Annotated in this window: 26 protein-coding genes and 2 pseudogenes; 20 read left to right on the plus strand and 8 right to left on the minus strand. The window is 65.9% G+C overall.

Annotated features, from left to right (window positions below; all coding sequences use genetic code 11):
- Positions 1–234: 234 nt before the first annotated feature.
- Complete coding sequence (locus EOV43_RS07560) at positions 235–954, plus strand: Rid family hydrolase (protein ID WP_239022016.1); 720 nt, start codon at positions 235–237, stop codon at positions 952–954.
- Between the two features lie 411 nt (positions 955–1365).
- Here the strand turns inward: EOV43_RS07560 and EOV43_RS07565 are convergent, their stop codons facing one another.
- A complete protein-coding gene (locus EOV43_RS07565) occupies positions 1366–1986 on the minus strand; it encodes a hypothetical protein (protein WP_128220693.1) in 621 nt (206 codons plus the stop codon).
- Between the two features lie 107 nt (positions 1987–2093).
- Here EOV43_RS07565 and EOV43_RS15410 point away from each other — a divergent pair, with 107 nt between their 5' ends.
- The 3 genes from EOV43_RS15410 to EOV43_RS07575 are packed head-to-tail and all read left to right on the plus strand — an operon-like array spanning position 2094 to position 3281.
- Positions 2094–2309: a hypothetical protein gene (locus tag EOV43_RS15410; protein WP_164878760.1), complete on the plus strand. Its 216-nt coding sequence runs from the start codon at positions 2094–2096 to the stop codon at positions 2307–2309.
- A 55-nt stretch (positions 2310–2364) separates the two neighbouring features.
- On the plus strand, positions 2365–2712 hold the full coding sequence (locus EOV43_RS07570) for a helix-turn-helix domain-containing protein (RefSeq protein ID WP_338323510.1): 348 nt from the start codon (positions 2365–2367) through the stop codon (positions 2710–2712).
- Positions 2709–3281, plus strand: coding sequence for a hypothetical protein (locus EOV43_RS07575; RefSeq protein WP_128220697.1), 573 nt, complete (start codon positions 2709–2711; stop codon positions 3279–3281). Before EOV43_RS07570 ends, EOV43_RS07575 begins: the two co-directional genes overlap by 4 nt.
- A gap of 244 nt (positions 3282–3525) precedes the next feature.
- Here EOV43_RS07575 and EOV43_RS07580 read toward each other — a convergent pair whose 3' ends face one another.
- Complete coding sequence (locus EOV43_RS07580) at positions 3526–3951, minus strand: hypothetical protein (RefSeq protein ID WP_128220699.1); 426 nt, start codon at positions 3949–3951, stop codon at positions 3526–3528.
- Positions 3944–4084: a hypothetical protein gene (locus EOV43_RS15415; RefSeq protein WP_164878758.1), complete on the minus strand. Its 141-nt coding sequence runs from the start codon at positions 4082–4084 to the stop codon at positions 3944–3946. The genes EOV43_RS07580 and EOV43_RS15415 overlap by 8 nt, the downstream gene beginning before the upstream one ends.
- Before the next feature lie 287 nt (positions 4085–4371).
- On the opposite strand from EOV43_RS15415, the gene EOV43_RS07585 reads away from it, so the two are divergent.
- The 4 genes and pseudogenes from EOV43_RS07585 to EOV43_RS07595 all read left to right on the plus strand — a co-directional run.
- Positions 4372–6066, plus strand: coding sequence for a polymorphic toxin-type HINT domain-containing protein (locus EOV43_RS07585; RefSeq protein WP_128220701.1), 1695 nt, complete (start codon positions 4372–4374; stop codon positions 6064–6066).
- Complete coding sequence (locus tag EOV43_RS15975) at positions 6066–6431, plus strand: DUF6980 family protein (RefSeq protein WP_378528464.1); 366 nt, start codon at positions 6066–6068, stop codon at positions 6429–6431. The genes EOV43_RS07585 and EOV43_RS15975 overlap by 1 nt, the downstream gene beginning before the upstream one ends.
- Before the next feature lie 128 nt (positions 6432–6559).
- Entirely contained in the window at positions 6560–7870 is a 1311-nt protein-coding gene (locus EOV43_RS07590) for an ISL3 family transposase (protein WP_128220703.1), read from the plus strand.
- Positions 7871–8853: 983 nt separating this feature from the next.
- Positions 8854–9136 (plus strand): annotated as a pseudogene (locus tag EOV43_RS07595) (transposase); the annotation flags it as partial.
- Between the two features lie 590 nt (positions 9137–9726).
- Here EOV43_RS07595 and EOV43_RS07600 read toward each other — a convergent pair.
- Entirely contained in the window at positions 9727–10149 is a 423-nt protein-coding gene (locus tag EOV43_RS07600; protein WP_128220705.1) for a hypothetical protein, read from the minus strand.
- Positions 10150–10635: 486 nt separating this feature from the next.
- Between EOV43_RS07600 and EOV43_RS07605 the strand changes: the two genes are divergently transcribed.
- The 5 genes and pseudogenes from EOV43_RS07605 to EOV43_RS07620 all read left to right on the plus strand — a co-directional run bounded on the left by EOV43_RS07605 (position 10636) and on the right by EOV43_RS07620 (position 12738).
- Positions 10636–11151, plus strand: a complete 516-nt coding sequence (locus EOV43_RS07605; protein ID WP_128220707.1) for a phage tail protein — start codon at positions 10636–10638, stop codon at positions 11149–11151.
- A gap of 9 nt (positions 11152–11160) precedes the next feature.
- Positions 11161–11667 (plus strand): phage tail protein, encoded by a 507-nt coding sequence (locus EOV43_RS07610; protein WP_128220709.1) that lies wholly within the window; start codon positions 11161–11163, stop codon positions 11665–11667.
- Positions 11668–11675: 8 nt separating this feature from the next.
- Positions 11676–11855 (plus strand): annotated as a pseudogene (locus EOV43_RS15980) (phage tail protein); the annotation flags it as partial.
- A gap of 93 nt (positions 11856–11948) precedes the next feature.
- Positions 11949–12203, plus strand: coding sequence for a phage tail protein (locus EOV43_RS15695; protein WP_239022017.1), 255 nt, complete (start codon positions 11949–11951; stop codon positions 12201–12203).
- Positions 12204–12243: 40 nt separating this feature from the next.
- The gene (locus EOV43_RS07620; protein WP_128220713.1) at positions 12244–12738 is read left to right on the plus strand and encodes a hypothetical protein; all 495 of its coding nucleotides are present in this window, start codon (positions 12244–12246) and stop codon (positions 12736–12738) included.
- Positions 12739–12810: 72 nt separating this feature from the next.
- Here the strand turns inward: EOV43_RS07620 and EOV43_RS07625 are convergent, their stop codons facing one another.
- Complete coding sequence (locus EOV43_RS07625) at positions 12811–13335, minus strand: hypothetical protein (RefSeq protein WP_128220715.1); 525 nt, start codon at positions 13333–13335, stop codon at positions 12811–12813.
- A 72-nt stretch (positions 13336–13407) separates the two neighbouring features.
- On the opposite strand from EOV43_RS07625, the gene EOV43_RS07630 reads away from it, so the two are divergent.
- The 4 genes from EOV43_RS07630 to EOV43_RS07645 all read left to right on the plus strand — a co-directional run bounded on the left by EOV43_RS07630 (position 13408) and on the right by EOV43_RS07645 (position 17063).
- Entirely contained in the window at positions 13408–14463 is a 1056-nt protein-coding gene (locus EOV43_RS07630) for an NAD(P)-dependent alcohol dehydrogenase (RefSeq protein ID WP_128220717.1), read from the plus strand.
- A gap of 274 nt (positions 14464–14737) precedes the next feature.
- Positions 14738–15412: a hypothetical protein gene (locus EOV43_RS07635; RefSeq protein ID WP_128220719.1), complete on the plus strand. Its 675-nt coding sequence runs from the start codon at positions 14738–14740 to the stop codon at positions 15410–15412.
- 118 nt (positions 15413–15530) lie between these two features.
- Positions 15531–16064, plus strand: a complete 534-nt coding sequence (locus tag EOV43_RS07640) for a DUF1990 domain-containing protein (protein ID WP_128220721.1) — start codon at positions 15531–15533, stop codon at positions 16062–16064.
- A 72-nt stretch (positions 16065–16136) separates the two neighbouring features.
- Positions 16137–17063 carry an aldo/keto reductase gene (locus tag EOV43_RS07645; RefSeq protein ID WP_128220723.1) on the plus strand — a complete coding sequence of 309 codons (927 nt, stop codon included), beginning with the start codon at positions 16137–16139 and terminating at the stop codon, positions 17061–17063.
- Here the strand turns inward: EOV43_RS07645 and EOV43_RS07650 are convergent, their stop codons facing one another.
- Together EOV43_RS07650 and EOV43_RS07655 are read right to left on the minus strand one after the other, a co-directional pair.
- Positions 17064–19451 carry an ATP-binding cassette domain-containing protein gene (locus tag EOV43_RS07650; protein WP_128220725.1) on the minus strand — a complete coding sequence of 796 codons (2388 nt, stop codon included), beginning with the start codon at positions 19449–19451 and terminating at the stop codon, positions 17064–17066.
- A gap of 19 nt (positions 19452–19470) precedes the next feature.
- Positions 19471–20493, minus strand: a complete 1023-nt coding sequence (locus EOV43_RS07655; protein ID WP_128220727.1) for a zinc-binding dehydrogenase — start codon at positions 20491–20493, stop codon at positions 19471–19473.
- Positions 20494–20669: 176 nt separating this feature from the next.
- Here EOV43_RS07655 and EOV43_RS07660 point away from each other — a divergent pair, with 176 nt between their 5' ends.
- Together EOV43_RS07660 and EOV43_RS07665 are read left to right on the plus strand one after the other, a co-directional pair.
- Positions 20670–21518 (plus strand): DUF5995 family protein, encoded by an 849-nt coding sequence (locus EOV43_RS07660; RefSeq protein ID WP_128220729.1) that lies wholly within the window; start codon positions 20670–20672, stop codon positions 21516–21518.
- 121 nt (positions 21519–21639) lie between these two features.
- Complete coding sequence (locus EOV43_RS07665; RefSeq protein WP_128220731.1) at positions 21640–23169, plus strand: helix-turn-helix domain-containing protein; 1530 nt, start codon at positions 21640–21642, stop codon at positions 23167–23169.
- Positions 23170–23314: 145 nt separating this feature from the next.
- Here the strand turns inward: EOV43_RS07665 and EOV43_RS07670 are convergent, their stop codons facing one another.
- Positions 23315–24670: a glycoside hydrolase domain-containing protein gene (locus tag EOV43_RS07670; protein ID WP_128220733.1), complete on the minus strand. Its 1356-nt coding sequence runs from the start codon at positions 24668–24670 to the stop codon at positions 23315–23317.
- A gap of 491 nt (positions 24671–25161) precedes the next feature.
- Between EOV43_RS07670 and EOV43_RS07675 the strand changes: the two genes are divergently transcribed.
- The gene (locus EOV43_RS07675; protein WP_128220735.1) at positions 25162–26460 is read left to right on the plus strand and encodes a hypothetical protein; all 1299 of its coding nucleotides are present in this window, start codon (positions 25162–25164) and stop codon (positions 26458–26460) included.
- Positions 26461–26567 lie beyond the last annotated feature (107 nt).

The following is a 26567-nucleotide window of genomic DNA, read 5'->3' on the forward strand; positions in this document are numbered from 1 at the left end:
ACACCCGAGTGACAACCCCTCGCGCGTCCAGCAGCCCCACGACCACGCCTGAGCGCGGTCACGTACCGGGTTGGAGCCACCCTGGGTTGCACGCCCGAAACACAGTGAGCACTTGGCCTCATGCGCGCAACGTGTGCGCCTCACGCCCGACACCCGCCACCCCTACGTTCCGGGGACGGACGCCCCCAGGCGTCGCCTCCCACTGCCGTGGGACTCCCTTTCGGAAGGACAGCCGTGAAGACCCGAACCAAGATCCTCACCACCGCAGCCCTGACCACCGCGCTCGCCGTTCCCACCACCGCTCTGGCTCACCAGCAGCTCTTCCGCCCCGAGCCAGCGACCTCCTACTCATTCATCACCGGAGACACCGCTCAGATCGCAGACGGAGTGGCCATCGGCAAGGACGTCGACTGGTACAAGTCCTCGGGCCTGGGGCCCTCTGCTCTCAATGCGACCCCCTCGACCGTTGGGTCGGCAGCCGAGGCCCGCTACATTCCGACGGACGTGTTCCCCGGCGGTGTTCTCCCGGCGGGCGTCACCATCACCGAAGCCCAGGGCATCAATGTGCTCATGCGGATAGGCGAGAACCTCGCCAAGGCCGGCCTCAGCTACAGCGACGTCGTCTCCATGCGCGTGTTCCTGCAGAACCCAGCGGGGGAGGAGAAGATGGACTTCAACGGCTGGAACCGCGCCTACCGACAGTTCTTCGCCAACACCAACCTCAAGACCGGCGAGACGATGAGTGTCTCCATGGGCTCCACCACGATGGAACCGATGGTGGTGAACCCGGCGCGGCCCTCACGCTTCGCCCTCGAGATCGAGAACCTCCCCGTCAACGGCTGGCTTGTCGAGGTGGAGGTCGACGCCGTTTATCCCAAGCCCGGCAAAGCGAAGCCCACCAAGCCCGTGAAGCTGCCCCTCAAGTTCCCCACACCGGGCAAGAAGAGTCGCTGAGACGAGCGTAGCCACTTCACCGCGGGGAGTGGGCTGCTCTGCGGGCAGGCTTCGCATGGCAACGCCCCTTTCCTCAATGGTGCCTACTGGAAAGGGGCGTTGCCATGAGGGGAGGGCGAGGTGGCGCTCGCCAGGAAGCACTACGGGCTGACCGGGCCCCGGGGCCCGAGGCGGGCTGGCGAACTGGCATCACGATGCAGTCCGTTAAGCGCAACACCGCGTGTCGATGTCCATCGCCTTCGAGCGCCTTCGGCGCCGCCACAACGAAGTGACTGGACACCGGGGCCGGACTGCGTGGCACCTGCAGACGTCCGGGGGAGTGATGGCGCGGTGCAGCCCCGAGAAAGCGCAACGTCCGGATCCCGCGCTCTTGCGGGATCCGGACGGGTGTTTCGGGGCGAGCGGGGAGGCTCAGGCCTCTTCGGCGGCGTCCATGGCGTCGAAGACCTCGATCATGAGGTCGCCCAGGTCGTCGAGCTCCTGGCGGATCTGGGCGGCGACTGCTGCGACGTCGGAGGCAGGCAGGGTGACGGGGCCACGGAGCCCGAGGTCGGCGGGGGAGACGGGCTCGTCGTCGACGATGAATCCGGGGACGACGCTGGCGAGCAGGTTCTCGTCGTCGTCGTAGTCCAGGAGAACCATGACGTCGGCCTCGGGGGCGTCGCTGAGGGCGGTGAGGAAGACCTCGTCGCCGACGGTCTCGGTGGAGGTACGGATCTCCTTCAACTCAGCCGCGAGGGCGGCGAGGAAGTCGATCTCCTCGGTGTAGGCGGGCTCGCCGGGCTCAGTCAGTGCGCGGATGGCGGTGGCGGCGGCGACGACGGTGTAGGGGTCGTTCTCGCCGTAGGTGGTGCCGGCGGGCTGCCAGTCACCGTCGGTGTCGAGGTTCTCCAGACGGATACCGCGGTGCGGGGCTTCGAAGGCGCGCACCTTGGTGTTCCCCACGAGGAACAACAGGTGCGGGGTGGGGGACTCGAAGCGCGTGCACTTGAGGTCGGAGATCTCGACGGAGAGGGCAGTGAGGCGGGACATGGGAACGACGTTAGTCGTCCTGAGGCGATCAGGGCGGATCAGGGCGCGCTCCGCAGAGGGCTCCAGTGCGCGCCGCCGACGTTCGTCGTGCGTGTTCTCATGCCCGCATGCAGTGGCTGGGTGACAGTACGACCTTCCCCGGCCCGGGCGACTGGCGTCGTGACCACGACGACCACTGCGGCGCGGACGTCGTCGGGTGGGAATCGAGCCGCTGGGTGCTGCACGCCATGTACGAGTCGACGATCCCGGTTCGGTCCGATCTGCCGTCACGCACGGTCTTCCTGCGCAGTGGTGGTCCGCCCTGGCTCGAGGTCATTGCGTGACGGGGGGGAGGGCAGGGCCTTGCATGTAGCCAAAGGGCTACATAGGCTCATGTTCATGAACCCGTCCGCCCTGATGGCCGAACTGCTCGCCGTCGGCGGGCTGTCCAAGGCCGAACTGTCTCGTCGTTCCGGCGTCAGTCGCACGGCGATCGATGCCTACCTGTCTGGGACCAAGGCCCCGACGACTCGTCAGCTCAACAAGCTCGCTGCCGCGGCGGGCTGCCAGGTCGACGCGCAGATCACGACCATGGCCCATCGCGTCAGTGAGAATCCTGAACGACGTGAGCGTCTGATCGCAGTGCTCGAACTGGGGGAGACGTTCCCCGCGAAGACGTTCAAGCCTCTGCCTGACCTGAGCGACGTGTGGGCTGCGGCGCGAGAACGCGCAGGGAGCGCCGCATGAGCATGCCCGTGCTGTTGCGCCGGCTCCATGAGGTCTCCACTGCCTTGACGGTGGCCGGCTTCGACCATGCCGTGGGCGGAGCACTTGCGCTGGCGGTTCACGCGGAACCTCGGTTCACCGCGGACATCGACCTCAACGTGATCGCTGATGCCGACCACCCGGAGCCGCTCCTTGCGGCACTGCCCTCGGACCTCGAGCCGTTGCCCGAGGCAGCCGACCAACTGCGCGCGACAGGCCAGGTCCGTTTCCACTGGGCAGATCCGAACACTCCGCTGGACTTGTTCTTGCCGCAGCACCCGACGTTCCACGCCCAGGTCGCCAAGCGCGCGGTGCCGTACCGGTTTGCCGACGGCGTCACGGTGAAGGTCATCACCGCCACTGACCTGTTGATCTTCAAGACACTGTTCGGGCGCAGCAAGGACTTCGTCGACATCGAAACGCTCGGTGAGCACGGCGCGGGTGATCTCGACGAGGCGAGGTCCTGGGTACAGGAGATCCTGGGAGACGGCAGTGCCGCAGAGCGGCGTCTCGTTGAAGCGTGGACCCAGGGCCAGGGGAGTCAGGCCTGAGATCCACCCTGCAGGTGGAGCAGCCATCGTGAACAGATCGCGCTGATCGCGGCGATGGGCGCAGACATTCAGGCAGATGAGTACCTCGACAACGCTCATCCTTCGGCCGATGGCTATGAGGAGGAACAACCGGTGCGGGTGAAACAGCCCGCTGGCGAGGTTCCGCTGGAATCGGAGTCCTGCGAGCGGACGGCATTCCTGTACGAGGACGGCGTCGTCGTTCTGTCCGGTGAGCAGTACGACGTCAGGTGGCTGGACGGATTTGGGAGGCATCCGAGCGTGCCACATCCAGGATGTCCTTGGCTGAGGTCAGGCGGTTGTTCAGGCGCTCTGCCGCGTTTGGGTTCGACAGTGCGGCGACCTGGCTGTGCGCGAAGTCGATGGCGTCGCTGGCCCGCTGCGTTCGTGTGACGATCTCGGTGGCGTCCTCGCTCATGAGGGCAGCGCGTCTCTGGAGTCCGCGCAGGCCGTCGTAGGCGTCCTCGAAGGCGCGGGAATCCTTGCGGTTGCGTGACGCAGCTTCGCTGTCGGTGCGTGCTGATGCGAGGACCGTCAGCGCGCTTTCGGTCGCGGCGACGATGTCTTCGGCCGAGGCAGCGGCACGCCTGAGTTCTCTGAGCATCTCGTCGACGCCGCGGATCGCCCCCTCGACGGCGTCCAGGTCACTCATCTGCGCCCGAGGTGGTGGCACCGGCTGGCACCTCCGAGGGGGAGAACAGCGGAGCGACGGTTTCGAGGAACTCGATTGCACTGGCCTGCAGTTGCTTCAGGCCGTCCAGCAGCGGCTCGGGTGCTTGGGTCATGATGCCCTCTCCAGCACGTTCACGCGTCGTGATGGAGAGGAAAGCAACCGCGGTGGGGGAGAGCCGGACGCGGGGGCGGGACTTGTGAGAAGTCAGGTCACCAAGTCGCGGATCAGGTGGGCGGTCGCGTCGTCAGGGAAGTAGAGCTCGACGGCCACAGCGGTCTCAGCGGGGTGGGCAGCGTCGATGTGGGTTCCGTAGTGGGTGTCCATGTGCATCACTTTCTGATCAGCCGACTCGTCACCCAGGCCAGCCCGGGTGGAGTCGTCCAGCACACCGAGTACGACATGGCCGGCGACGTGCTGGATAGCGCCCCGACCCTGGACTCGGCCACCATCGAGTACAACTACGACCGCGCATCTCGTCTGACCAAGGTCACCGACACCACCTCGGTACAAGGCGGAACCCCGGCCTGCCTGACGCGCGAATACGCGTTCGACAAGAACGGCAACCGCACCAGCAAGACCACCGAATCCTGCACCACCACGCCAGCGAACAACACCCTGACGTGGACCTACGACAACGCCGACCGCTTCACGACCCCCTCGGGCTACGTCTACGACGGAGTCGGGCGCGTCACCACCATGCCCGGCAACGACACCCCCAAGGCTGAACTCGCCGGCACCAACATCGCGATCGAGTACTACGTCGACGACGCTGTGCGCACCCTCGATGGCACGGTCTACACCCGTGACGCCGCAGGTCGCGTCACCAGCGACGGGGAACTGACGCGCTACTACACCGACTCCAGCGACAACGCGTCCTGGACGAAGAAGGCCAGCGACGTCGAATGGTCCCTGCCCGGCCTCAACGGCGACCTCGCAGCAAGCAAGAACGTCGCCGGGACCGGCGCTGGCACCCTCGAGGTTCCGATCGTGAACCCCCACGGCGACATCCTGACCCAGGTCATCGTCCCCGCCACCGGAACCCCGACAGGCATCTCCCCGTGGGCACCGACCGACGAGTACGGCAACCAACTGCAGCCGCTCTACCAGTGGGCCGGAGTGAGCCCGACCCAGCTGTCCGGTACCACCTGGGAAGGCGGCCTCGGCTACGGCTGGCTCGGAGCCAAGGAACGCGAAGTCCACGCCAGCGGCCTCACACTCATGGGAGCCCGCGTCTACAACCCCTACAGCGGTTCGTTCACCAGCGTCGACCCCATCTTCGGCGGAAACACCACGGCCTATGCCTACCCGCAGGACCCGATTAACCAGCACGATGTATCAGGAGAAGGCTGTGTCCCCTGCATCCCTGTCGGCGTGGCGTTGGGCAAGTGGGCCATCAAGAAGTTGGCGAAGCCGAAGCCGCGGACGTGTCGAAACTCGTCTGATCAGGACACGCCGGTTCTCATGGGCGATGGCACGCTCAAATTCATTGCCGATGTTGAGTACGGAGACGAGGTTTGGGCTTCGGATCCTGAGACCGGGGAGGCAGGGCCTCGACAAGTTGTTGGCCTGATTAGGCACGCTGGTCCACATGTCATGGTTCGCGTTGTTTTGGCGAACGGGACTGTCTTTGATGCGACGGATGAACATCCAGTGTGGGTGGCGCAGCGTAAGCTCCCGCTGCTAGGCCGGGCCTGGGTTGATGCAATCGATCTGCGGGTCGGGGACCGGGTTGTTGGAATCGACGGCGAACTCGTGACCGTCATGGAGTTGACGGTCATTGAGAAGGAGCTGACGGCCTATAACCTCACTGTTGCCGATCTCGAGACCTACTATATTGGCGACGAGCCCGTGCTCGTTCACAACACCAATTGTATAGGTCCGGCTGATTCAAAGTACTGGAAGAGCTTCAAGAATTACCGAGGTCGAATCAAGATAAATGGCAAGAATGGCTCAAAGAGGCAATATTATTACTGGGATTTCACTCACAATGACATCGAGGTGTTCAATCACAAAAAGAAGCACATTGGATCAATGAATCCCGTGACAGGGCGAATGTACAAGGCTGGAATTTCTCACAGAAGGTTCCCGGAATAATGAATTCGACGTCGACGGAGTCGACCCTCCCTCATGCTTGCGAACTGATGACTTCTCAAGTAAGGGATGAGCGGGTACCACTGCAGTACGATCCTCAATTTCGAGAGTATTCGATTCTCCTGACTTTTCCCCCGGGGGACTCTATTCGGGTCGCGCAGGGGATCACGTACTGCCCTTGGTGCGGAGAGAAACTACCCGCGGATCTTAGGGATCAGATTTTTGATGATCTGGAGCGCGATCTCGGGGGGGAGCCGGATGATTACTTTGAGGCGCTTAGATTGGCTCCAAAAAAGTACCACTCTGATCTATGGTGGAGGGGGCGCTATGATTGGGATGGCAATCTGATCGCAGGGCCTGGAGATTAGCTGCTGCTGAGGTTTTCTGGCTCATCACAGTTGAGGGTGTAGTGACGTAGCCGGGGCCGGTGTCGGGATAGACGTCGAGGTCTCCCGATGATGGAAGTTCTCACGCTCGCCATCTGGAAGACCTCGACGTGCCTGACGCTACCTTCGCTTGCCCTGACCTGACCAAGTTCGCCCGCCTCGACGAGCTCGGCCTCGTTAGGACCGGGCAACGCCTCGAAGCAGATCGTTCGGTCCTGGCCTGCAGGGTTCTCGAACCCGATCAGTGGTGCCGACGCTGCGGCTGCGAAGGCACCGTTCGTGACACCGTGACCCGTCGTCTGGCCCACGAACCACTCGGCTGGCGACCCACCACCCTGATCGTGAGCATCCGTCGCTACCGGTGCACCGACTGTGGGCACGTGTGGCGCCAAGACACCACCAAGGCTGCCGAACCACGAGCCAAGTTGTCGCGCCGCGGGTTGCGGTGGGCACTCGAAGCGATCGTGGTGCAGCATCTGACCGTGGCCCGGGTCGCCGAAGGGCTCGGGGTCGCGTGGAACACCGCCAACGACGCGGTCCTGGCCGAAGGCAAGAGAGTTCTCATCGACGATCCACTGCGCTTCGACGGCGTGAAGGTCCTCGGCGTGGACGAGCACGTGTGGCGCCACACCAGGCACGGCGACCGGTACGTGACCGTGGTCATCGACCTCACCGGAATCCGCGACAAGACAGGTCCCGCACGCCTGCTCGACATGGTCGAGGGCCGTTCCAAGGCCGTGTTCAAGACCTGGCTCGCGGACCGTCCCCAAGCCTGGCGCGACCGAGTGGAGGTGGTCGCGATGGACGGGTTCACCGGCTTCAAGACCGCCACCACCGAGGAACTGCCCGACGCTGTGGCGGTGATGGACCCCTTCCACGTGGTCCGGTTGGCCGGCGACGCGCTGGACCGGTGCCGGCGTCGGGTGCAGCAGGACCTGCACGGCCACCGCGGCCGGAAGAATGACCCGCTCTACCGGGCACGCAGGACGCTGCACACCGGTGCCGCGTTGTTGACCGACAAGCAGCGCAATCGGCTGACCGAGTTGTTCGCGACCGATGCCCACGTCGAGGTCGAAGCGACCTGGGGGATCTACCAGCGCATGATCACCGGCTACCGTCAGCCCGACCGCGCCACGGGAAAGGTGTTGATGGAGAAGTTGATCGCATCGGTCGGCGCCGGGGTCCCGAAGTCGCTGGTCGAGCTCAGCACTCTGGGCAAGACACTGACCAAGCGTGCCGTGGACGTGCTGGCCTACTTCGAGCGGCCCGGCACCAGCAACGGACCCACGGAGGCGATCAACGGCAGGCTTGAGCACCTGCGCGGATCAGCGCTCGGGTTCCGCAACCTGACCAACTACATCGCCAGGAGCCTGCTCGAGACCGGCGGGTTCAGACCCCGACTCCTACACCCTGGATTGTGATGAGCCCCTATAAGACAAATGTGACGACTTGGACTGCTGGGTGCGCGGCATCTAGTTGTCACAAACCGCCGCCGAAGAAGAAGAAGAAGACTTGGTGGTGATGTGGGACAGTGGGAACGCGAGAGGCTAAAATGGTGTGGCGCACTTCAATCCCTCTTTCTACAAGCTATTGCGTGGGTGCGCTCTTTTCGGCCCTGATGGCCTTCGATGTACTACGACACTATCCCGAAGGTGAGGATGGGTCTCTTGTAGTGGGCTTTCTGCTCGCTGAGTGCGCGGCAGTGCTGTTATGGGTGACTTTTTGGCCCCGTCTTGAGATCACTTCAGGCGGACTGCTTCGTTGCCGGAATTCTGCGCAGAGTTGGTCTCTCGAGATTTCGAAAATTGGTTCGATGGAACTCGGTATGGCTGGCTACTTGCGGGTCACTGACACGAACGGCCGAAAGCGGCGAATTCTGGTTGCATCGGCGCACCCCCTTGAATGATTCTTCGGTGTGAACCAGGCCGAGGAGGTGCAGAACTTGATTTCATCGATGATGTAAATCAGACCCTGTCTGATACGCATCGTGGCCGCGGGGGATGAATAAGCGGGAAGGCCTCGTGTCGCCTTGAAAGGGCACGAGGTCTTCCCGATTTACGAAATGGTGGGTTTTACGGGCTCTTCGTACCCGCGGTGGGGCGGCCACCGAGGCGTTTTCGTGTCGGATCTGGCCGATCGCCCACCAACATGCCCGCTTGGTGAGCAGAGCTCGTGTCCGGGTGAGGACCAGGTGCTGTTCGGTCCACGAGCCCACCGCACAGCGGGGCTCGTGGACCGAACAGTTCCTCTTGCGGCATTGCACCCCAACTCGGCACCAGCTGCCGCATCGATCCAGCCGCTGCTGCAAGCCATGGCGACGACGAGACGCGGTTCTCTGGCCGGCGTTACCTGAACCGCACTGGGTTGGTTGGAGTCTCCTTCGTTTGGAAACGAGGATGTACTCATGCCGAAGGACACCACCCCGGGGAAGCCGACCACGCGTCGATATAGCCCTGAAGAGAAGGCTGCGGCGGTGCGGATGGGGACCCCTGCGCGCCGAGCTCGGCACGGAGCACGGCACGGTCCAGCGCGTCGCATCCCAGCTCGGGTACGGCACTGAGTCGGTGCGGCCCTGGCTCCGCCAGGCCGACATCGACGAGGGCCACGTCGCTGGCCTCACCACGAGTGATGCCGAGAGGTTGAAAGCGCTCGAGCAGGAAGTCCGGGAACTCAAGAGCAGCCACGACCGTTGGAACTCTTTCGGTCAGGCAGGTGGGTCAGCCTCGGGGGGACTGAATCGACTACGAGCACATCACCAGCCATCAGCAAGATAACCTGTCTCAAACGGCATTCCTGTAGGCAAGGGTCGGATTTGCCATCCGGCGCGGGGAAGTGGGATGAGGTCTCCGGATTGATTCATCTGATGCGATACGCAGACTAGAGACTGACATAATGTAGATTATCGGATGTTTATTCAGGGGTCGCCAGAAGGGGTTGTTGACGATGTTGTTCCTGGTGGCGACATTGTCCACGTGCCCGCCTGGCGAGCATCGGGGCGCGCTGGCATTCCGCTGAAGTGGCCCAGCGAGTTCTGTGAGAGCAATTCTGAGCGAAGTGGATGATGTGGCGCCGGCGGCATCTCGGCTCCCGGGGCCGCCCTGATGACCCCGCCCCGTGGCCCCTTGAGGCGCATTTGCGCACATCTGCGTTGCTCGCAGTTATGACAAATGCTCAAGGTGGCAGGCGTGCCCTGAGGCGGATTCTCGCGTCTCCGGCCCGAGGCAAAAGGATAGTTCCGCCACCAAACCGACGCATCTGGGGCGTTATCGGCCCCTGATCATGTGGTCGAGAGGTGGCTCGGCACGTCAATGTCTGCGGTGATTCCCAGGGTGCGACGCAGATCGTCGCTCTCGCTGGCGTCCATCCAGTGGCACGTGAATGCGAGTGCGCCAACGGTGCACAGCGTCTGGCCCCATGGGGCCATCAGCGCAGCTGCTTCGGCACGGCTCAGCCAGATGCTCTGCTGGTGGCCGGCGATCTCAATCCAGAGGATCACGTGCGCTGCGCGGCGGGATCGCCAGGGCCATCGTCTGGAAGAGCCGGCATCCGGCCGCTGTGCGTCGAGGTAGAGACTCCCGATGACCACGTCTCCACTCAAGAGGCGAGCCCCGCGTCCGACTGCGAATCCGACGGGGTCGTCGGCGAGGGAGGTGGCTTCCTGCTGCCACTCCCCCGTGTTCGTGCGCATTGAGAAACGCATGCCCCCATGCATGCGCGCAAGCCTAGTTCGGCGCTGCTCTCGGACGCAGGGTTTCGAGCAGGGTGCTGGACGACGGCCATTATTTATGGAACACAATGAACGATTTTGTGTAGGGTTCATGACGACCGCGACGCTATGGGGGCATGGGCATTGAACGACGACATCATCGGTGGATCAACCGAAGACTGGCTCAACGGGGCACCTGAAGTGCTCGCGGGTTTCTACCAGGTGCACCTGCGGACCTTGGACCGCTTCGTCGGACGTCGGGTGAGTGATCCGTTCTTCTCGCCTGAGCCCCCGGGCTCCCCCGCGTCCTGATCCGTCGCTCTGTTCTGTCGCTCGGGCGGAACCACGGCCCGAGGCGAAGGAGCGCTGGACCAGTCCACTGGGGCGAAATTCGGAATTTCGTCCAGAGTTGGACCTGCTCTGGAAGCCTGTTGCTCCTGGGTACACGCGTTGCCCTGGGGACGACAGCTGAGGAACCTCATGAGTAATCCCCACGTGGGCGAGATCCGTCTCTTTGCAGGGAACTTCGAGCCGCAGGGCTGGATGTTCTGCGCGGGCCAGACACTGCCAACCTCTACCCATCAGGCGCTGTTCGCCCTGCTCGGCACCACGTACGGCGGCAATGGGATTACCACCTTCGCGCTCCCTGACATGCGGGGGCGAGTACCGATCCACCAGGGCAACGGACTCGGTCTGTCCGGTCGCGCGTTGGGTGAGCGGGGCGGCCAGGAGGGTGTGGCGCTGCTGGAGCAGCACATTCCCGGGCACACGCACCAGAGCGCGGTCTCTGCGAAGACCGCCACTTCGCGGTCCTCGGTCGGCAACGTGCGTGCCGCGCTGCCTGACGGGAAGAAGGCGTACAGCCAGAGCGCATCGAAGGTCGACGTAGGCCGTTCCTCGAGTGCCGGCGGGTGGCGGGTCCACGAGAACCGTCAGCCCTACCTCGGTCTCCACTACATCATCGCCGTCAGCGGCGTTTTCCCGAGCTCGTCCTGAAGGAGTCCCGTGGCCGACTACGAACCCCTCTTGGGCGAGATCGCCCTCTTCGCGACCAACTTCGTCCCCAGGGGGTGGGCGCCCTGCGATGGCCAACTCCTGGCGATCGCACAGAACACCGCGTTGTTTTCCATTGTTGGTGCGGCCTACGGCGGCGACGGCAGGACCACGTTCGGTCTGCCCGACCTGAGGGGCGTCGTGGCCCTCGGCGTGGGCCAGGGTCCCGGACTGACCAACTACAGTCTCGGCGAGATGGGCGGCGAGGGTTCGGTGACGTTGCTGCCCGCCGACATGCCCGGGCACACCCACGCTGTGCGTGCAGGAGGGTCTGCGACCAGCGGATCTCCGGTGGAGAACCGGCCGGCTGGCGGTGACGTGCAGCTGTACAACTCGGAGCCGACGAGTGAAGAACGCTTGTCGGTGGAGGGGCAGACGCAGCCGCACAGCAACGAGCAGCCATCGCTGGGCCTCCAGTACTGCATCGCCCTGACGGGCACCTACCCTTCGCGATCCTGAGGAGCATCATGTCCGCTGAACCCTTGCTCGGCTCCATTGAGTGGGTCGCGCACTCACGGGTGCCCGTGGGCTGGGCCCGTTGCGATGGTCAGGTGTTGCCCATCCACCAGCACTCGGCCCTGTTCTCACTTCTCGGAACGACGTACGGCGGTGACGGTCGGACCACGTTCAGGCTGCCTGACCTGCGCGGACGCACACCCATGGGGGTGGGGAACGGGCCCAGGAACCCTAGGCGCACGTCGTTGGGTGAGCCTGCGGGATCCGAAGAAGTAACGCTCACCGTGGCTGAACTGCCGGCGCACGCCCATACGGTTCCGTTGTCCGATGCCAAGGCCTCGCGGGCTGCTCCTGACAGTGCCGCCCATGCGTTGGCCGGGGGTAGCAGGGCGTTCGTTGATCCGTCCCAGGCAGACAGCGTGATGGTCTCGGACTACGTCGAGGTGGTCGGGGAAAGCCAACCCCACACCAACATGCAGCCTTTCCTGACGCTGAATGCGCTCATCGCGATCGAGGGCGTCTTCCCGGCGCGCCCGTGATCGGTCCGCCGTCGCTCCCCTTCACGCACAGGAGACTCTGATGCCTCAGGCAACTCGCCGCACCGTCCTGCAAGCGGCCACGTGGACGCCACCCGTCGTGGCACTCACCAGTGCGGCCCCGGCCTTCGCTGTTTCCGGATCTGCCGGAGTGACGTTCGTCCCAGGTGCCAGCTCCGTCGTGACCGATGGTGAGTTCTTCGGGGTCCAGTTCAAGGGCGCGTCCTTGGTCGTGGGCTCTGATGCCGTCGTCGCACCGACGGGAGTCACTCTGGCGGTCACCTTCGTGCCGGTGTCCGGGGGCGACAAGCTGTACTCGGACCTCACGGCGCCTGCGTCGTGGACCGTGGTCCCTCGAGGTACGACAGGGCGCAACGTCGTGACGTTCCGCCACGGGAACGTGACGGCGAGTGGAGCGTCCATCCCGCTGAGCAACGGGATCTACTTCGGGACCGACGACGTCGACCAGCGCGGCACCTTCGTCCTCGCGTTCACGGTGGGGGCTCTCGTGGCCCATTGGTCGGCCGCCACTCCCTGACCTGCACTCTGACTGACCTGCTCGATCGGGCGGGAGCGTCCCCGGCCCGATCGCGGCCGAGCTTCGACTGCTTCAGCGTCGGCGCAGGAGCCCCAGGAGGCCCTTCTTCAGCGGAGGTGCGGACGGGGAGCGTCGGCCTTCGGCCAGGGCGGTGGCTTCGTCGTGGACGCGGGTGTCGATGTCGGTGACGTCGGCTTCGCCGAGTCGGTCGCAGTACTGCTGCTCGAGTTGGAGGAAGATGCGTCCGCTTTCGCCGCCGCGCAGTCCGATGACGCGGGTGACCCAGTAGGTGAGTTCGCGGTGGGTGACGTGCCCGGTGATGTGGCGTCGGGTCATGGCTGCCAGGGCGAGTTGTTGGGCGTCCTCGCCGGTGATGTCGCCCAGTCCCATCTCGTGCTGCAGTTCGGTGACCATGCGGTGGACTCCCCCGCGTGACGCGTCAGGTCCTTCGGCGGCGAGGCGTTCCAGTGCCGGGGAGGTGGTGCCGGCGGTGACGAGCGTGGCGGCTGTCTCCAGCAGGGGTTGGGTGTGTCCGACGGGGTCCACGCGCCACAGGTGGACGAGGTCGACGAGTGCGGGGTCCCAGGTGGTGCTCATGGGAACGAGTGTCGCACTGGGGTCGTCGCCGGTTGTGAGTGTGGTGGCGGGTCGACGCCTAGGCTGGACGGCATGACTACCCAGACTCCTGCTCTCGTCGCGGAATCCGCCGGCGCCCCGTTCGTCCAGCGTCTTGTGGGGCGTCGTGACCTGTGTCCTGACGACGTGATGATCGACGTGAAGTTCGCCGGCATCTGTCACTCCGACATTCACCAGGTGCGTGAGGAGTGGGGTTCGGCGATCTTCCCGATGGTTCCCGGTCACGAGGTCGCCGGTGTGGTCTCCGCGGTCGGTGCCGACGTCACCGAGATCAAGGTCGGTGACCGGGTCGGCGTGGGCTGCATGGTCGACTCCTGCGGCGAGTGCGAGTACTGCGTGGCCGGGTATGAGCAGAACTGCACCCGTGGTGCGGTGATGACGTACAACGGCACCGGTTACGACGGTGAACCGACCTTGGGTGGGTACTCCCAGCAGTTGGTCGTGTCGCAGCGTTTCGCCTGCCCGATCCCTGAGGGCATTGATCTGGACGTGGCAGCTCCCCTGTTGTGCGCCGGCATCACGACCTATTCCCCGTTGCGGCGGTGGGGTGTGGGTGAGGGATCGAAGGTGGCCGTCGTCGGTCTGGGCGGCCTGGGGCACATGGGTGTGGTGCTGGCGGTGGCGATGGGTGCTGAGGTCACCGTCATCTCCCGCAGTGACGCGAAGAAGGCCGACTCCCTCGCCCTGGGCGCGGTCCGTCACGTGGCGTCGGAGAACCCGTCGAACTTCAAGGGGCTGGTCAGCGAGTTCGACCTGGTCCTCAACACCGTGAGTGCTGACATCGACATCGAGAAGTACCTGCGTCTGGTGAAGCCGCGTGGTGTGGTGGCCAACGTCGGCCTGCCGAGTGAGAAGTACCAGGTTCGTCCAGGTGCCTTGATCGGTGGCGGCAAGGTCCTGACCGGTTCCAACATCGGCGGCATCCCCGAGACCAAGGAGATGCTCGCCTTCTGTGCTGAGCACGGCATCGGTGCCCAGGTCGAGACGATCACCGCGGACGAGGTCACCGAGGCCTACGACAAGGTCGTGGCCGGCCAGGTGCGCTACCGCTACGTCATCGACGTCGCGACCATCTCCGCGCCCCGGTGACCACGCCGTCACAAGGCCACATCTATGCGTGACGCGCGTCACTCCGCCCGTCTAGCGGAGGTCGCCGACCTGACGCAATAGTTCCATCTGGTCATTTTGGCGTCACATATGGGCTCTGTTGGCGTCCCCCTCCTGCAACACCATGCAACTTTGGAGGGGAACCCACATGCACCACGACCACACCCATGACGCCACGGCATCGAACTCAGCATCGAACTCAGCATCGAACAGGGCGGCGAGCAGGGCATCCCGTGGGGCTGCGACGAGTCCCGGCGTGTCGCGCCGGGGCGTCGTCCGTTCGTCCCTGTGGGCAGCACCTGCTGTCACCGTCGCCGCTGCGGCGCCCGCCTACGCTGCGTCGACCCAGCCGATCGTGACGTGCACGCCCGCCAGCTGGGAGAGCGCGCTGTACGCCAAGGTCAGCTTCACCGGACTCAACGGGAGCAATGAATGGCGCTCCGGTTGGTCCTCGGCCACGTTGGCGATCCGGATCGGTCGGGCCGTGGGTGACACCACCGACGCGACGAATGACCCGGCACTGGGTTTCCAGAGCGCCGGGTCAGGTCTGACGGTCAGCGTCGCCTCGTACTCGTTCCACGTGACCCTGCCCTACGTCGTCACGTGGACCAGCACCCCCCGGGGATGGACCGTTGAGCGCGTCAGTGGCACCACGTACCGCTTCGTCCCGGCTGCCTCGATCGTCACCAGCACCGTCGTGCCGCACAGCAGTTCCCCCGGAACCACGGGCCCCGGAGTCGCGATCCCGGCCTCCGGACTGTTCAAGGCCACCATCCCGGCCAGCAACTTCGGCTCCGGTGAACGAGTCAAGGCCAAGAGCTACACGTTCAGTCCCAGTTACCGTGCCACGTACACGACCTCGGGCGCCCGCTGCGCCCCGCGCAGCGGCACCAGCGCCTGGGACACCACTCTCACCGTGAAGCCCACCTGACTCAGGTTCCCTGCCCCGCGGCTCAGGCAGCCGCTCAGGCACTCCCCATGATGCCGCGTGTCCCCGGCCCGATGATTCAACCCTCGGATCGGGGCCACGCGGCGTGCCATCATGACGCATGGTCACGTTGATCGACGCTGCCGTCGCAGAGGAACTGCGTACTGTCTCCCCCAGTCACGACCACCCGGACGCGGTGTTGGCTGAACATCCTCGGGGGTTCCGGACTGTCCACGAGACCCGGTTCCTTCCCGGCGCCGATCTGGGCCACGTCGGCGACCGGCTCCTGACGTGGGGTGTCCACGAGGGCGCGGGCCTGGACGTGTTCGTGACCTCGCCACGGGTCGCGGTCGGGGAGGTGATCCTGATGCGGTGGCGTCCCTTCGCCTGGGTGCCGCGCTGGACCTCGATCACCGTCCCGTGCCGGGTCACCCACGTCTGGAACGACCCCGACCGGGTCGGCTTCGTCTACACCACCCTCCCGGGGCACCCCGAGCACGGCGAAGAGTTGTTCCTCCTCGAACCCGTCGACGGTGGGGTGCAGTTCACCGTCACGGCGTTCTCCAAGGCCGGACGTTGGTTCACGTGGCTGGGAGCCCCGGTGGCACGGCGGGTGCAGGACGCCACGACACGGAAGTACCTCCACGCTCTGTGACACTCTCGTCGCGGCGAGGCCCCTGGCCCCCTGGCCGGACAGCGTGTACTGGTCGGGTGTGAAAATGTCTGCATGACCCGTATTGGTGATCTCGAGATCGTTCCCCTCAACCTCGGCGGCAACGTCTTCGGCTGGACCGCTGACGAACCCACTTCCCACGCTGTCCTGGACGCGTTCGTCGAGGCCGGCGGCAACTTCATTGACACCGCCGACGTGTACTCGGCCTGGGTGCCCGGCAACACCGGCGGCGACTCCGAACTCGTCATCGGTTCGTGGCTGGAGGCACGCGGTCGTCGTGACGACGTCGTGATCGCCACCAAGGTCTGCAAGCACCCTGAGTTCCCGGGTCTGTCCCCGGCGAACGTGGCGAAGGCAGCTGACGCGTCCCTGCAGCGTCTGCGCACTGACGTGATCGACCTCTACTACGCCCACTTCGACGACGAGACCGTCCCCATGGTCGAAATCGTGTCGGGTCTCTCCGCCCTCGTGGACGCAGGCAAGGTCCGCAACATCGCGATCTCCAACTTCTCCCCCGCCCGGATCGACGAGTGGTTCGCTGTCACCGAGGCCGAGGGCTTCCACCGTGCTGTGGCGTTGCAGCCGCAGTACTCGCTGGTGGAGCGTGGCTTCGAGACCAACGGTCTGCAGGCAGCCGCGCAGCGTCACGACCTTGCGGTCCTGCCGTACTACTCCCTGGCCTCGGGTTTCCTGACCGGCAAGTACCGCGCCGATGGTGGCGTGGACTCCGTGCGTGCCGGCAGTGCGTCGGCCTACCTCGACGAGCGGGGTCTCGCCGTCCTGGATGCTCTCGACGCCGTTGCTGCGGCCCATGACGTCGAGGTGGCCTCGGTCGCGTTGGCGTGGCTGCGTGCCCAGGACACTGTTGCTGCCCCGATCGCGTCGGCGCGCACCGTCGAGCAGTTGGGTGCCCTGATGGCGTCGGTCGACCTGGAGCTCACCGCAGCTGAGGTGCAGCTGCTCACCGACGCCTCTGCCTGATCAGTCCTGCCGGACGTGGCGGGCCAGGTGCTGGCCCGTCAACGTCTCGGCCTGCGCGACCAGGTCGCCCGGGGTGCCGGTGAACACCACCTGTCCCCCGTCGTGTCCTGCCCCCGGCCCGAGGTCGATGATCCAGTCAGCGTGGGCCATCACCGTCTGGTGGTGTTCGACGACGATGACGGACTTCCCGGCGTCGACGAGTCGGTCGAGCATTGCTGTCAGGGTGGCGATGTCGGCGAGGTGGAGTCCGGTGGTGGGTTCGTCGAGGACGTAGACGTCTCCGGGTTCGCCCATGCGGGTGGCGAGCTTGAGGCGTTGGCGTTCGCCACCTGACAGGGTGGTGAGGGGTTGGCCCAGGCGGAGGTAGCCCAGGCCGACGTCGGCGAGGCGGGTGAGGATCTTCGCTGCGGCGGGGACCTTCGCCTCTCCGGCGCTGAAGAACGGCAGTGCGTCGTCGACGGCCATGTCGAAGACGTCGGCGATGGAGGCTCCGCCCAGGGTGTGAGCCAGGACGTCGGCGGCGAAGCGGCGTCCACCGCAGACGTCGCAGGGTGAGGCGACGCTCTGCATGACGCTGAGGTCGGTGTAGATGACGCCGACGCCCTTGCAGTGCGGACAGGCTCCGTCGGAGTTGGCGCTGAACAGCGCGGGCTTGACGCCGTTGGCCTTCGCGAATGCCTTCCGGACGGGTTCGAGGAGTCCGGTGTAGGTGGCGGGGTTGGAACGGCGTGATCCCTTGATCGGGGACTGGTCGACGGTGACGACGTCGTCGCGGGTGGAGATCCATCCGTTGACCAACGTGGACTTGCCTGACCCGGCGACGCCGGTGATCACGCACAGGACTCCGGTGGGCACGTCCACGTCGACGCCCGTGAGGTTGTGGCGGGTCGCTCCGCGTACCTCCAGCCATCCGGTGGGGGTACGGACGGTCTCCTTCAGCGCGGGGCGGTCGTCGAGGTGGCGTCCGGTGACGGTGTCGGAGTCGCGGAGTTCGTCCACCGTGCCGGTGAAGCAGATCTGGCCGCCTGCCGCGCCTGCTCCCGGCCCGAGGTCGACGACGTGGTCTGCGATCGCGATGACTTCGGGTTTGTGTTCGACCACGAGGACGGTGTTGCCCTTGTCGCGCAGGGCGAGGAGGAGGGCGTTCATGCGTTGCACGTCGTGGGGGTGCAGGCCGATGGACGGTTCGTCGAAGACGTAGGTGACGTCAGTGAGCGCAGAGCCGAGGTGGCGCACCATCTTGACGCGTTGGGCTTCTCCCCCGGACAGGGTCGCTGCGGGACGTTCCAGGGTGATGTAGCCCAACCCGATGTCGACCATCGCCTCCAACGTGTGGGCGAGGGACTCCACCAGGGGCCCGACGCCCTGATGGGCACCGGGATGGGCGCTGGGGTCGGTGAGGGTGCGTACCCATGCTGCGAGGTCACTGACCTGCATCCGGGCGACGTCGGCGATGGAGACCCCATCGATGAGGGATGAGCGGGCGCGGTCGTTGAGGCGGGTGCCGTCGCAGTCGGGGCAGGTGGTGAACACGACGGCCGAGTCGACGAAGGCCCGGATGTGGGGCTGCATGGACTCGCGGTCCTTGGCGAGCATCGACTTGGTCATCTTGGGGATCAGGCCGTCGTAAGTGACGTTGATGCCGTCGGCCTTGATCTTGGTGGGTTCGGTGTGGAACAGGGCGTGGAGTTCGGCCTCGGTGAAGGTGTTGACGGGGGCGTTGACGTCGAAGAATCCGCACGCGGCGTAGATCCGGCCGTACCAGCCGTCCATCGAGTATCCGGGGACCAGGATCGCGCCCTCAGCGATGGACTTGTCGAAGTCGACCAGGGCGTGGAGGTCGATGTCGGAGACCTGTCCCCGGCCCTCACACCGGACACACATCCCGCCGAGGACCTCGAAGGTGCGGTGTTCGGCCTTCGTGTCGGCGCCCCGGTCGACCTTGAGGGCCCCGGAGCCGGTGGCGGAGGCGACGTTGAAACTGAACGCCTGGGGTCCTCCGACGTGGGGGACGCCGAGGCGGGAGAACAGGATCCGCAGCATCGCGGCGGCGTCGGTGGCGGTCCCGACGGTGGAACGCGGGTCGGAGCCGATGCGTTCCTGGTCGACGACGATCGCGGCGGTGAGGCCGTCGAGGACGTCGACGTCGGGGCGGGCCGGGGAGGCCATGAATCCTTGGACGAAGCTGGAGTAGGTCTCGTTGACCATCCGCTGGGACTCCGCAGCGATCGTGGAGAACACCAACGAGCTCTTCCCCGATCCGGAGACGCCGGTGAAGACCGTCAGGCGTCGTTTGGGGAGGGTGACGTCGACGTCGCGCAGGTTGTTCTCACGGGCACCCACCACCCGGATGGTGGCGTGGGCATCAGCCGGGTGGTGGCCACTCATGCGGACTCCTCGTGGTTCATCAGGGCTCAGGGGTGAGCAGCACCTTGATCGCGCGTCGCTCGTCCATCGCACGGTATCCCTCGGCGACGGCGTCGAGGCCGAGTTCGAGGTCGAAGACTCCACTGGGGTCCACTTCGCCACGCTCGACGCGTCCCAGGAGGTCGGGCAGGTAGGCGCGCACCGGGGCCATGCCGCCACGCAGACCCACGTTCGAGTCGAACATCCGACGGATCGAGAGGTCGACGCCGTGCGGGACACCCACGAACCCGACGGTCGCGCCGGGACGGGCGACGTCGAAGGCGGTCTCCATCGAGGCGCCGGTGCCGACGCACTCGAGGACGGAGTCGGCCCCGACACCGTCGGTGAGTTCCATGACGGCTTCCTTCGCGGCCTCCCCACGCTCGGCGACCAGGTGGGTGGCACCGAAGGTGGTGGCCACCGCCTGACGATCGGCGTGACGCGACATCGCGATGACGCGCTCGGCACCCATGGTCACCGCTGCCAGGACACCGCAGAGTCCCACGGCACCGTCACCGACGACGACGGTGGTGTGGCCCGGCTGCACGCGTGCGGAGACCGCTGCGTGCCAACCGGTGGGGAACACGTCGGACAGGGTCAGCAGGGCAGCCCGGTTGGCGGGGGTGATGCCACCCTCGACGCGGACCAGGGAACCGTCGGCCTGGGTGACGCGGGCGTACTCGGCCTGCCCCGACACGGTGAACCCTGAATGGGTGCAGACGGAGTGGAACCCGGCACGGCAGTGCGCACACGTGTTGTCGCTGTGGCAGAACGGGACGACGACGTGGTCACCGACACGGAAGTCGCGCACCTCTGCGCCGACTTCGACGATCTCACCGATGCACTCGTGACCGATGGTGCGGGGATCGAAGGCGCCGTTGGCACCGCGGTAACCCCACAGGTCGGAGCCGCAGATGCAGCCGGCCAGGACCTTGACCACCGCATCAGTGGGCTCCACGACGGTTGCGTCGGGGATCTCGTCGAGTCGGACGTCGCCAGGGGCGTGAAGAACGGTTGCGCGCATGGACCGATCCTTTCACGTACTTTTTTGGGTATTGATTTTCGTCAAGTGGGCTCCCCGGCCTCGGCTGAGCGCAGATGCTGTCCTGAGCAGACAACGCCACAGGGGGTACACCGATGCGACGCCACACCCGTAGTTCCGCCCGTCCCATGCACAGCACTGTCACGAGAGGCTTCACGGTGACCTCGCTGGCGATGGTTCTGGGGTGGGGTTGCGCGGCGCCCGCCTCAGCCGCACTGTTCACCGCGCCCGGGACGCAACGCCCAGCCACCACCAGCGCCTGCGCTCCCACCCTGAGCGGTGCGGAGAACTCCGCGCTCCTGGCGGCGGCCTCCCCCACCGGGCTCAGCACCATCAGCGACGTGAAGCAGCGCCTGGCCACCGTCAACTCGATCCTCGCGGCCCGCGGAGACGCCAGAGGCACCTTCCCACTGGTCTACGAAGTCATCGTCGACGAGACCATCGCCTCCCTCGACGCAGGGATCTTCACCCACCGGGCATGGGCCGAACAGCTCGCGGTCTCATTCGCCGCAGAGTACTTTCGCAACCTCGACGCGCACCTGCGCGGACGCACCACCCTCACCACCCTCACCACCTACTGGCGTGACTACTACCGGCTCGCCGCCGACTGCACCCGCAGTCCCGGCCGCATCGTGGGACAAGGCATCATCAACCACCTCGTCGACGACCTCCCCCGGACGTTGAAGGCCGTGGGCACCACCACCGGGCACCGCGCCGACTACGACCTCTACGGCACCGCACTCGTCACCGCGACCCCGCAGATCATCGAGACCTTCCAGGCCCACTACGACGTCGACCTCTCCGGCCTGTTCCAGCTCTACTTCGTCGGGAACGTCGTGGGATCACAGAACGTCACCACCGCGTTCTTCACCTCCGTACGGACCCTGGCATGGAACAACTTCACCACCCTGCGCCTCTCCACCCTGCTGGGCACGACCTCGATCGCTGGCGCAGTCGCAGCAGGATCGGGTGCCGTGGCGGCACTGGAGCTCGCCGGCGGCCTCTGAGGCAACGCACCTGTCCCCGGCTCGGGCCGGGGACACAGGTCACACCCACTGTGAGCGACACCCCGTCACAACCCCGTGCGCGGCGGCTTGGCTTATCTCATATCTGAGATAGCGTGTTCTCATGACGCAGGACTATCTCGGACGGATCGGCAACCTCATCCGCGACGCTCGCAAGCACCGCGGGATGACCCAGCAGCAGCTGGCCGAAGCACTGGGCACCTCCCAGAGTGCGATCAACCGGATCGAGAAGGGGCACCAGAACCTCTCCCTGGAGATGCTGGCCCGTTTCGGTGACGCCCTGGACTCCGAGATCGTCTCCGTCGGCGCTGGCCCCACGCACCTGCGTGTCACCGGCCCCACCACCTTGTCGGGGTCGATCGAGGTCAAGACCTCGAAGAACGCCGGCGTGGCACTGCTGTGTGCCTCCCTGCTCAACCGTGGCCGCACGGTGCTGCGCAAGGTCGCCCGGATCGAGGAGGTCAACCGTCTCCTGGAGGTCCTGAACTCCCTGGGCGTGGAGACCAACTGGCTCAACGAGCACAACGACCTCGAGATCATTCCGCCGGCCCACATCGACCTGTCCGCGATCGACGAGGCCGCTGCCCGTCGCACGCGTTCGGTGATCATGTTCCTGGGGCCGCTGATGCACCGCGCCCAGGAAGCGTTCGACCTTCCCTACGCCGGTGGCTGCCAGCTCGGCACCCGCACCGTGGAGCCGCACATGGCCGCGCTGCGCCCCTTCGGTCTCAAGGTCGTCGCCAACGAGGGCGCATACCACGCCTCGGTGGACTCCAAGATCACCCCGGGACGCCCGATCGTGCTCACCGAGCGCGGCGACACCGTCACCGAGAATGCCCTGATGGCCGCTGCCCTGCACCCGGGCACCACCGTCATCCGCAACGCCTCGTCGAACTACATGGTCCAGGACCTGTGCTTCTACCTGGAGAAGCTCGGCGTCGCCATCGAGGGCGTCGGCACCACGACGCTGACGGTGACGGGCAAGGCTGACATCAACGTCGACGTCGACTACTCCCCGTCCGAGGACCCGATCGAGGCGATGTCGCTGCTGGCGGCTGCGATCGTCACCAAGAGCGAGATCACCGTCAAGCGCGTCCCGATCGAGTTCATGGAGATCGAGCTCGCGGTGCTCGAAGAGATGGGCTTCTCCTACGAGCTCACCGAGGAGTACCTGGCCGCCAACGGTCGCACCCGTCTGGTCGACGTCACCAGCAAGAAGTCCGAGCTGAAGGCGCCCCTGGACAAGGTGCACCCGATGCCGTTCCCCGGCCTCAACATCGACAACCTGCCGTTCTTCGCCGTCATCGGTGCCGTCGCCGAGGGCCAGACGTTCCTGCACGACTGGGTGTATGAGAACCGCGCCATCTACCTCACCGAGCTCTCCAAGCTCGGCGTCGACGTGAAGCTCCTCGACCCGCACCGTGTGATGATCCAGGGCCCCGCGCGCCTGTCCGGCACCGAGATCGTGTGCCCCCCGGCGCTGCGTCCCGCCGTGGTCATCCTGCTCGCGATGCTCGCCTCGAAGGGCACTTCGGTGCTGCGTTCGACCTACGTCATCCACCGCGGCTACGAGGACCTGGCGAACCGTCTCAACGAGATCGGCGCCAACATCGAGCCGTTCCGCGACATCTGAGTCGCGCACCTCGAGCACGACGCCTCAACGACGGACGCGGTCGACCAGAGAAGATCTCCGGTCGACGGCGTCCGTCGTTGCTGCACTCTGTGGTTCCCGGTCAGTGGTTCCCGGTCAGTGGTTCCTGCTCAGCGGGTGACCAGTGTCAGCGGCGGCCCTTCTGCAGCGCCACCCAGACGTCGGGGGTGACGACGCCGGTCGGGGCCAGACCCACCTTCTTCTGGTACTTCGTCACTGCTCGGGCGGTCTGGTCGGTGACGATGCCGGTCGGCTTCACCGACGTGACACCTGCGGCTCGCAGTGACCGTTGCAGACGCAGCGCAGGCTTCCCGGCGGAGCCGACCTTGAGCAGTGGCTTCGAGCCCTGGGCGAAGAGGGCGGTCCAGGTGCGGGCGTCGGGGCGTCCGGTGACGCGCAGCGTGTGCTTGCGCTGGAACTTCTTCACCGACCGGACGACGTCGGCGTCAAACTTCGCGTCGAGACGACCCGTGTAGACGCCGTTCTTCTTCACCAGGCACTGCAGTGCCTTGGCCTGCTTGCCGCGGGCGCCCTTCTTGAGCTTGGGGTACTTGGCGAGGTCGACGCTGGTCTTGCTGCACAGGGCGAGGCTGCGCGGTGCGTGTGCTCCCCCGTTGAGCTGCATGAGGTTGCGGTCGATCGTGAGCGTCACGCCGCCGTAGGTCGCGTTGGTGTGGGCCTGGTACTGGTGGACGCGCTGGTTGAGCCAACTTCCCGGGCGCACCCACCTGGAGTCGACGCTGGTGTCAGCGCGACCGTTGTACCAGGCGTACCAGACCTGGTCAGGCATCACGTAGGAGCCTGAGGAGAGGTTGTCGGCGTTGTCGAGGGCGTGAATGCCTGCGGAGATGCTGGAGTACACCCCGGAGCGGTACCCGAACTGGTGCAGCGCGAGGGTCCAACCGCTCAGGAACCGCAACGTGGAACGACGGCAGTCGTCGTCGGCGAGGTCGAAGCCGCCCTCGAGGTCGTACCAGAGCGTGCTGCCCGCCTTCAGTCCGAGCGCACGGGCACGGCTCACGGCTGCTGCGGCCTCACTGCGTCCCCGCGCATCGGCTGCAGCGTAGGAGCGGGCGGGATCGGAGTCGATGACGTCGCCGTAGATGGTGTGGCACGACGCCTCCGGACCCACCCAGATCGGCAACAACCGCCAGCCCTTGGCCTGCTGCGTGTTCACCCACGTCGAGTTCAGGTGCGGCTGTCCCGGGTCGGTCGCGGTCTCACGACACGACACCATCGAGCCACCGATGTAGATCCCCGCACCCGAGAACTGCGACGACGTACGCCAGACGTCCATCTCCTGCTGCGTGGGCGCACAGCGGGCGTCGAAGGCATACCCGGAGAACCCGTCCGTGCCGCTCGGCGCAGCCTGGGCCGGGCCTCCCAACAAGGAGGCGCAGAGAGCGAGCGCCACCGCGACGACAGCCCCCGCACGGGCACCGCGCTGTCGGGTACTGCGCGAACGAACGAGTGTGTGGCGCATGTGCTCCCTCAAGTCGTGTGATGGGTAGAGCCTAGTCACGGCAGTGTCGGGGCGCCCCCACGCGCGGCGCACGAACAACGATGGTGAGACGACCCCTGCTGCGGTCACCCGATTCGAATCCCGCGCCCCTTGCCGGGCCGTAGCATCTGCCGACGTACCGACCGTTCAGCCCGTGCTCGCGCTGAACGATAAGAAGCGACCGCTGATCGAGCGGTGAGACTTCTCTCGCGTGCCGCACACCTGATGTGTACACCCCGAGCCGAAGGCTCGCCCACGAGAACGAGGACGACGATGACCACCACCACCCTGGCTGCCCGCTTCGGCGCCCGTGCCGCGCTCGTGGCGCTCGTCGTGTCCCTGCTCAGTGTCGTGGCTCCTTCGTTCACCGCACCGGCCCAAGCCGCGGACCGGTCCACCGCGATCCACGGGTACGCCGACGTCAAGGACCCTACTACTACGCCGCCGCTGTCGGTAAGGATCTGTGGGGTGTCATGGGTGAGGTCATCCACGTCGACACCGCGCACGCTGACGCTGAGGGGTTCTGGTACGCCCGTTCCTACGAGGAGCGCCAGTCCGGCGGCCGCACGTTCTTGTGGTACTACCAGACCCGGGGCATGACCTGCGACTTCCGCGACACCCGTCCGGTGTTTCGACCGTGGACGAACGACTGGATGTGCGACACCGAACTGGACGTGCTGGAGGCCGGATTTCCGGGCTACATCGCGGCCGACGCGGAGTGCAGGGCCGCTCAGCCCTGGTCGCGCGCGATACGCGAACACGACGGCATCAGGTGGACGCTCATGTGCCAGGGGCTCATGGCCGGAGGTACCAGCGGCCTCATCCCTGCTGTTCCCGCCACGCCCTTCACGTGCGCTCCGTGGGAGGGTGTGAACTGCAACAAGGTCTCCTACCCGTGGGCGAAGTCTCTCACCTCGGTCGTCCCCTCGATGTGGCGCCCGGCTGCTGCCACCTGCACCGGTCTCCCGGCCAACGCCAACCGTCACAAGGCACCGCTCCAGGTCGCCACGAACGTCGCCGAGGGATGCTCAGGCGCCGACGTCGCTCCGAACTGTCCCGCCGGTGACACCGGCATCGCCTGCACCCGGGCTCACACCCGCAACGAAGGCCAGAACAACCCTGCCTACGGATGGGTCAAGGCCACAGGCACCGCCAGCGCGAGCGACCTCACGCCGGTGTCGGTCACCGTCACCCGCACCGCCAGCGCGAGCGACCTCACGCCGGTGTCGGTCACCGTCACCCGCACCGCCAGCGCGAGCGACCTCACGCCGGTGTCGGTCACCGTCACCCGCACCGCCACCGCGACCCGCGAGGTCGCTGCCGGCGCCCCGGTGAAGGTCACCAAGAAGTACAAGAAGAAGAACTACTCCGCCGCCGTGGCCGCCCACGTGACCCTGAAGGCCTCCGCCTCGGCCTCCCACACCGAGACCACCACCGTGGGGCGCAGCACCGAACAAGGCACCGGCGAGTGCTACGCCCGCACCACCGCCGCCGCGAAGAGCTGCGCCACCGCCCGCGCGAAGACCGACGCCAAGTACCTGCTCACCGACGTCGACGTCGGCGCAGGCGCCCACGAAGGCCCCTACGACCTGCGCAACCTGCGCTGGGCCGCCGAAGCCCGCGCAGAGGCCAAGGCCCTCACCGCCGCCAAGAAGAAGGTCGCCGCCCAGAAGGCGACCACCGCCCAGATCAAGGCAGCAAAGAAGAAGGCCACCACGAAGGTGAACACCAAGATCACCAAGGCCAAGAAGGCAGCCGCCAAGAAGCGCTGATACGAGCTCTGAGCATCAGTCACGGGGCAGGCATCACCACCGATAATTGGCGTTATCACGATGATTCTGTGAGCGGCATTCTCGGTAGACTGCCGTTCGGGCGTCGA

It is taken from the genome of Nocardioides yefusunii (genome assembly GCF_004014875.1).
Classification (GTDB): domain Bacteria; phylum Actinomycetota; class Actinomycetes; order Propionibacteriales; family Nocardioidaceae; genus Nocardioides; species Nocardioides yefusunii.

Bases quoted from the DNA above. Each gene is read 5' to 3' on its own strand.
- EOV43_RS07605 (WP_128220707.1), top strand. From the start codon at position 10,636: ATGAGTAATCCCCACGTGGGCGAGATCCGTCTCTTTGCAGGGAACTTC.
- EOV43_RS07585 (WP_128220701.1), top strand. From the start codon at position 4,372: ATGGCCGGCGACGTGCTGGATAGCGCCCCGACCCTGGACTCGGCCACC.
- EOV43_RS07640 (WP_128220721.1), top strand. From the start codon at position 15,531: ATGGTCACGTTGATCGACGCTGCCGTCGCAGAGGAACTGCGTACTGTC.
- EOV43_RS07630 (WP_128220717.1), top strand. From the start codon at position 13,408: ATGACTACCCAGACTCCTGCTCTCGTCGCGGAATCCGCCGGCGCCCCG.
- EOV43_RS07565 (WP_128220693.1), bottom strand. From the start codon at position 1,986: ATGTCCCGCCTCACTGCCCTCTCCGTCGAGATCTCCGACCTCAAGTGC.
- EOV43_RS07655 (WP_128220727.1), bottom strand. From the start codon at position 20,493: ATGCGCGCAACCGTTCTTCACGCCCCTGGCGACGTCCGACTCGACGAG.
- EOV43_RS07625 (WP_128220715.1), bottom strand. From the start codon at position 13,335: ATGAGCACCACCTGGGACCCCGCACTCGTCGACCTCGTCCACCTGTGG.
- EOV43_RS07665 (WP_128220731.1), top strand. From the start codon at position 21,640: ATGACGCAGGACTATCTCGGACGGATCGGCAACCTCATCCGCGACGCT.
- EOV43_RS07620 (WP_128220713.1), top strand. From the start codon at position 12,244: ATGCCTCAGGCAACTCGCCGCACCGTCCTGCAAGCGGCCACGTGGACG.
- EOV43_RS07580 (WP_128220699.1), bottom strand. From the start codon at position 3,951: ATGAGTGACCTGGACGCCGTCGAGGGGGCGATCCGCGGCGTCGACGAG.
- EOV43_RS07570 (WP_338323510.1), top strand. From the start codon at position 2,365: ATGAACCCGTCCGCCCTGATGGCCGAACTGCTCGCCGTCGGCGGGCTG.
- EOV43_RS07645 (WP_128220723.1), top strand. From the start codon at position 16,137: ATGACCCGTATTGGTGATCTCGAGATCGTTCCCCTCAACCTCGGCGGC.
- EOV43_RS07575 (WP_128220697.1), top strand. From the start codon at position 2,709: ATGAGCATGCCCGTGCTGTTGCGCCGGCTCCATGAGGTCTCCACTGCC.
- EOV43_RS15975 (WP_378528464.1), top strand. From the start codon at position 6,066: ATGAATTCGACGTCGACGGAGTCGACCCTCCCTCATGCTTGCGAACTG.
- EOV43_RS15415 (WP_164878758.1), bottom strand. From the start codon at position 4,084: ATGACCCAAGCACCCGAGCCGCTGCTGGACGGCCTGAAGCAACTGCAG.
- EOV43_RS07675 (WP_128220735.1), top strand. From the start codon at position 25,162: ATGGGTGAGGTCATCCACGTCGACACCGCGCACGCTGACGCTGAGGGG.
- EOV43_RS07600 (WP_128220705.1), bottom strand. From the start codon at position 10,149: ATGCGTTTCTCAATGCGCACGAACACGGGGGAGTGGCAGCAGGAAGCC.
- EOV43_RS07670 (WP_128220733.1), bottom strand. From the start codon at position 24,670: ATGCGCCACACACTCGTTCGTTCGCGCAGTACCCGACAGCGCGGTGCC.
- EOV43_RS07650 (WP_128220725.1), bottom strand. From the start codon at position 19,451: ATGAGTGGCCACCACCCGGCTGATGCCCACGCCACCATCCGGGTGGTG.
- EOV43_RS15410 (WP_164878760.1), top strand. From the start codon at position 2,094: ATGCAGTGGCTGGGTGACAGTACGACCTTCCCCGGCCCGGGCGACTGG.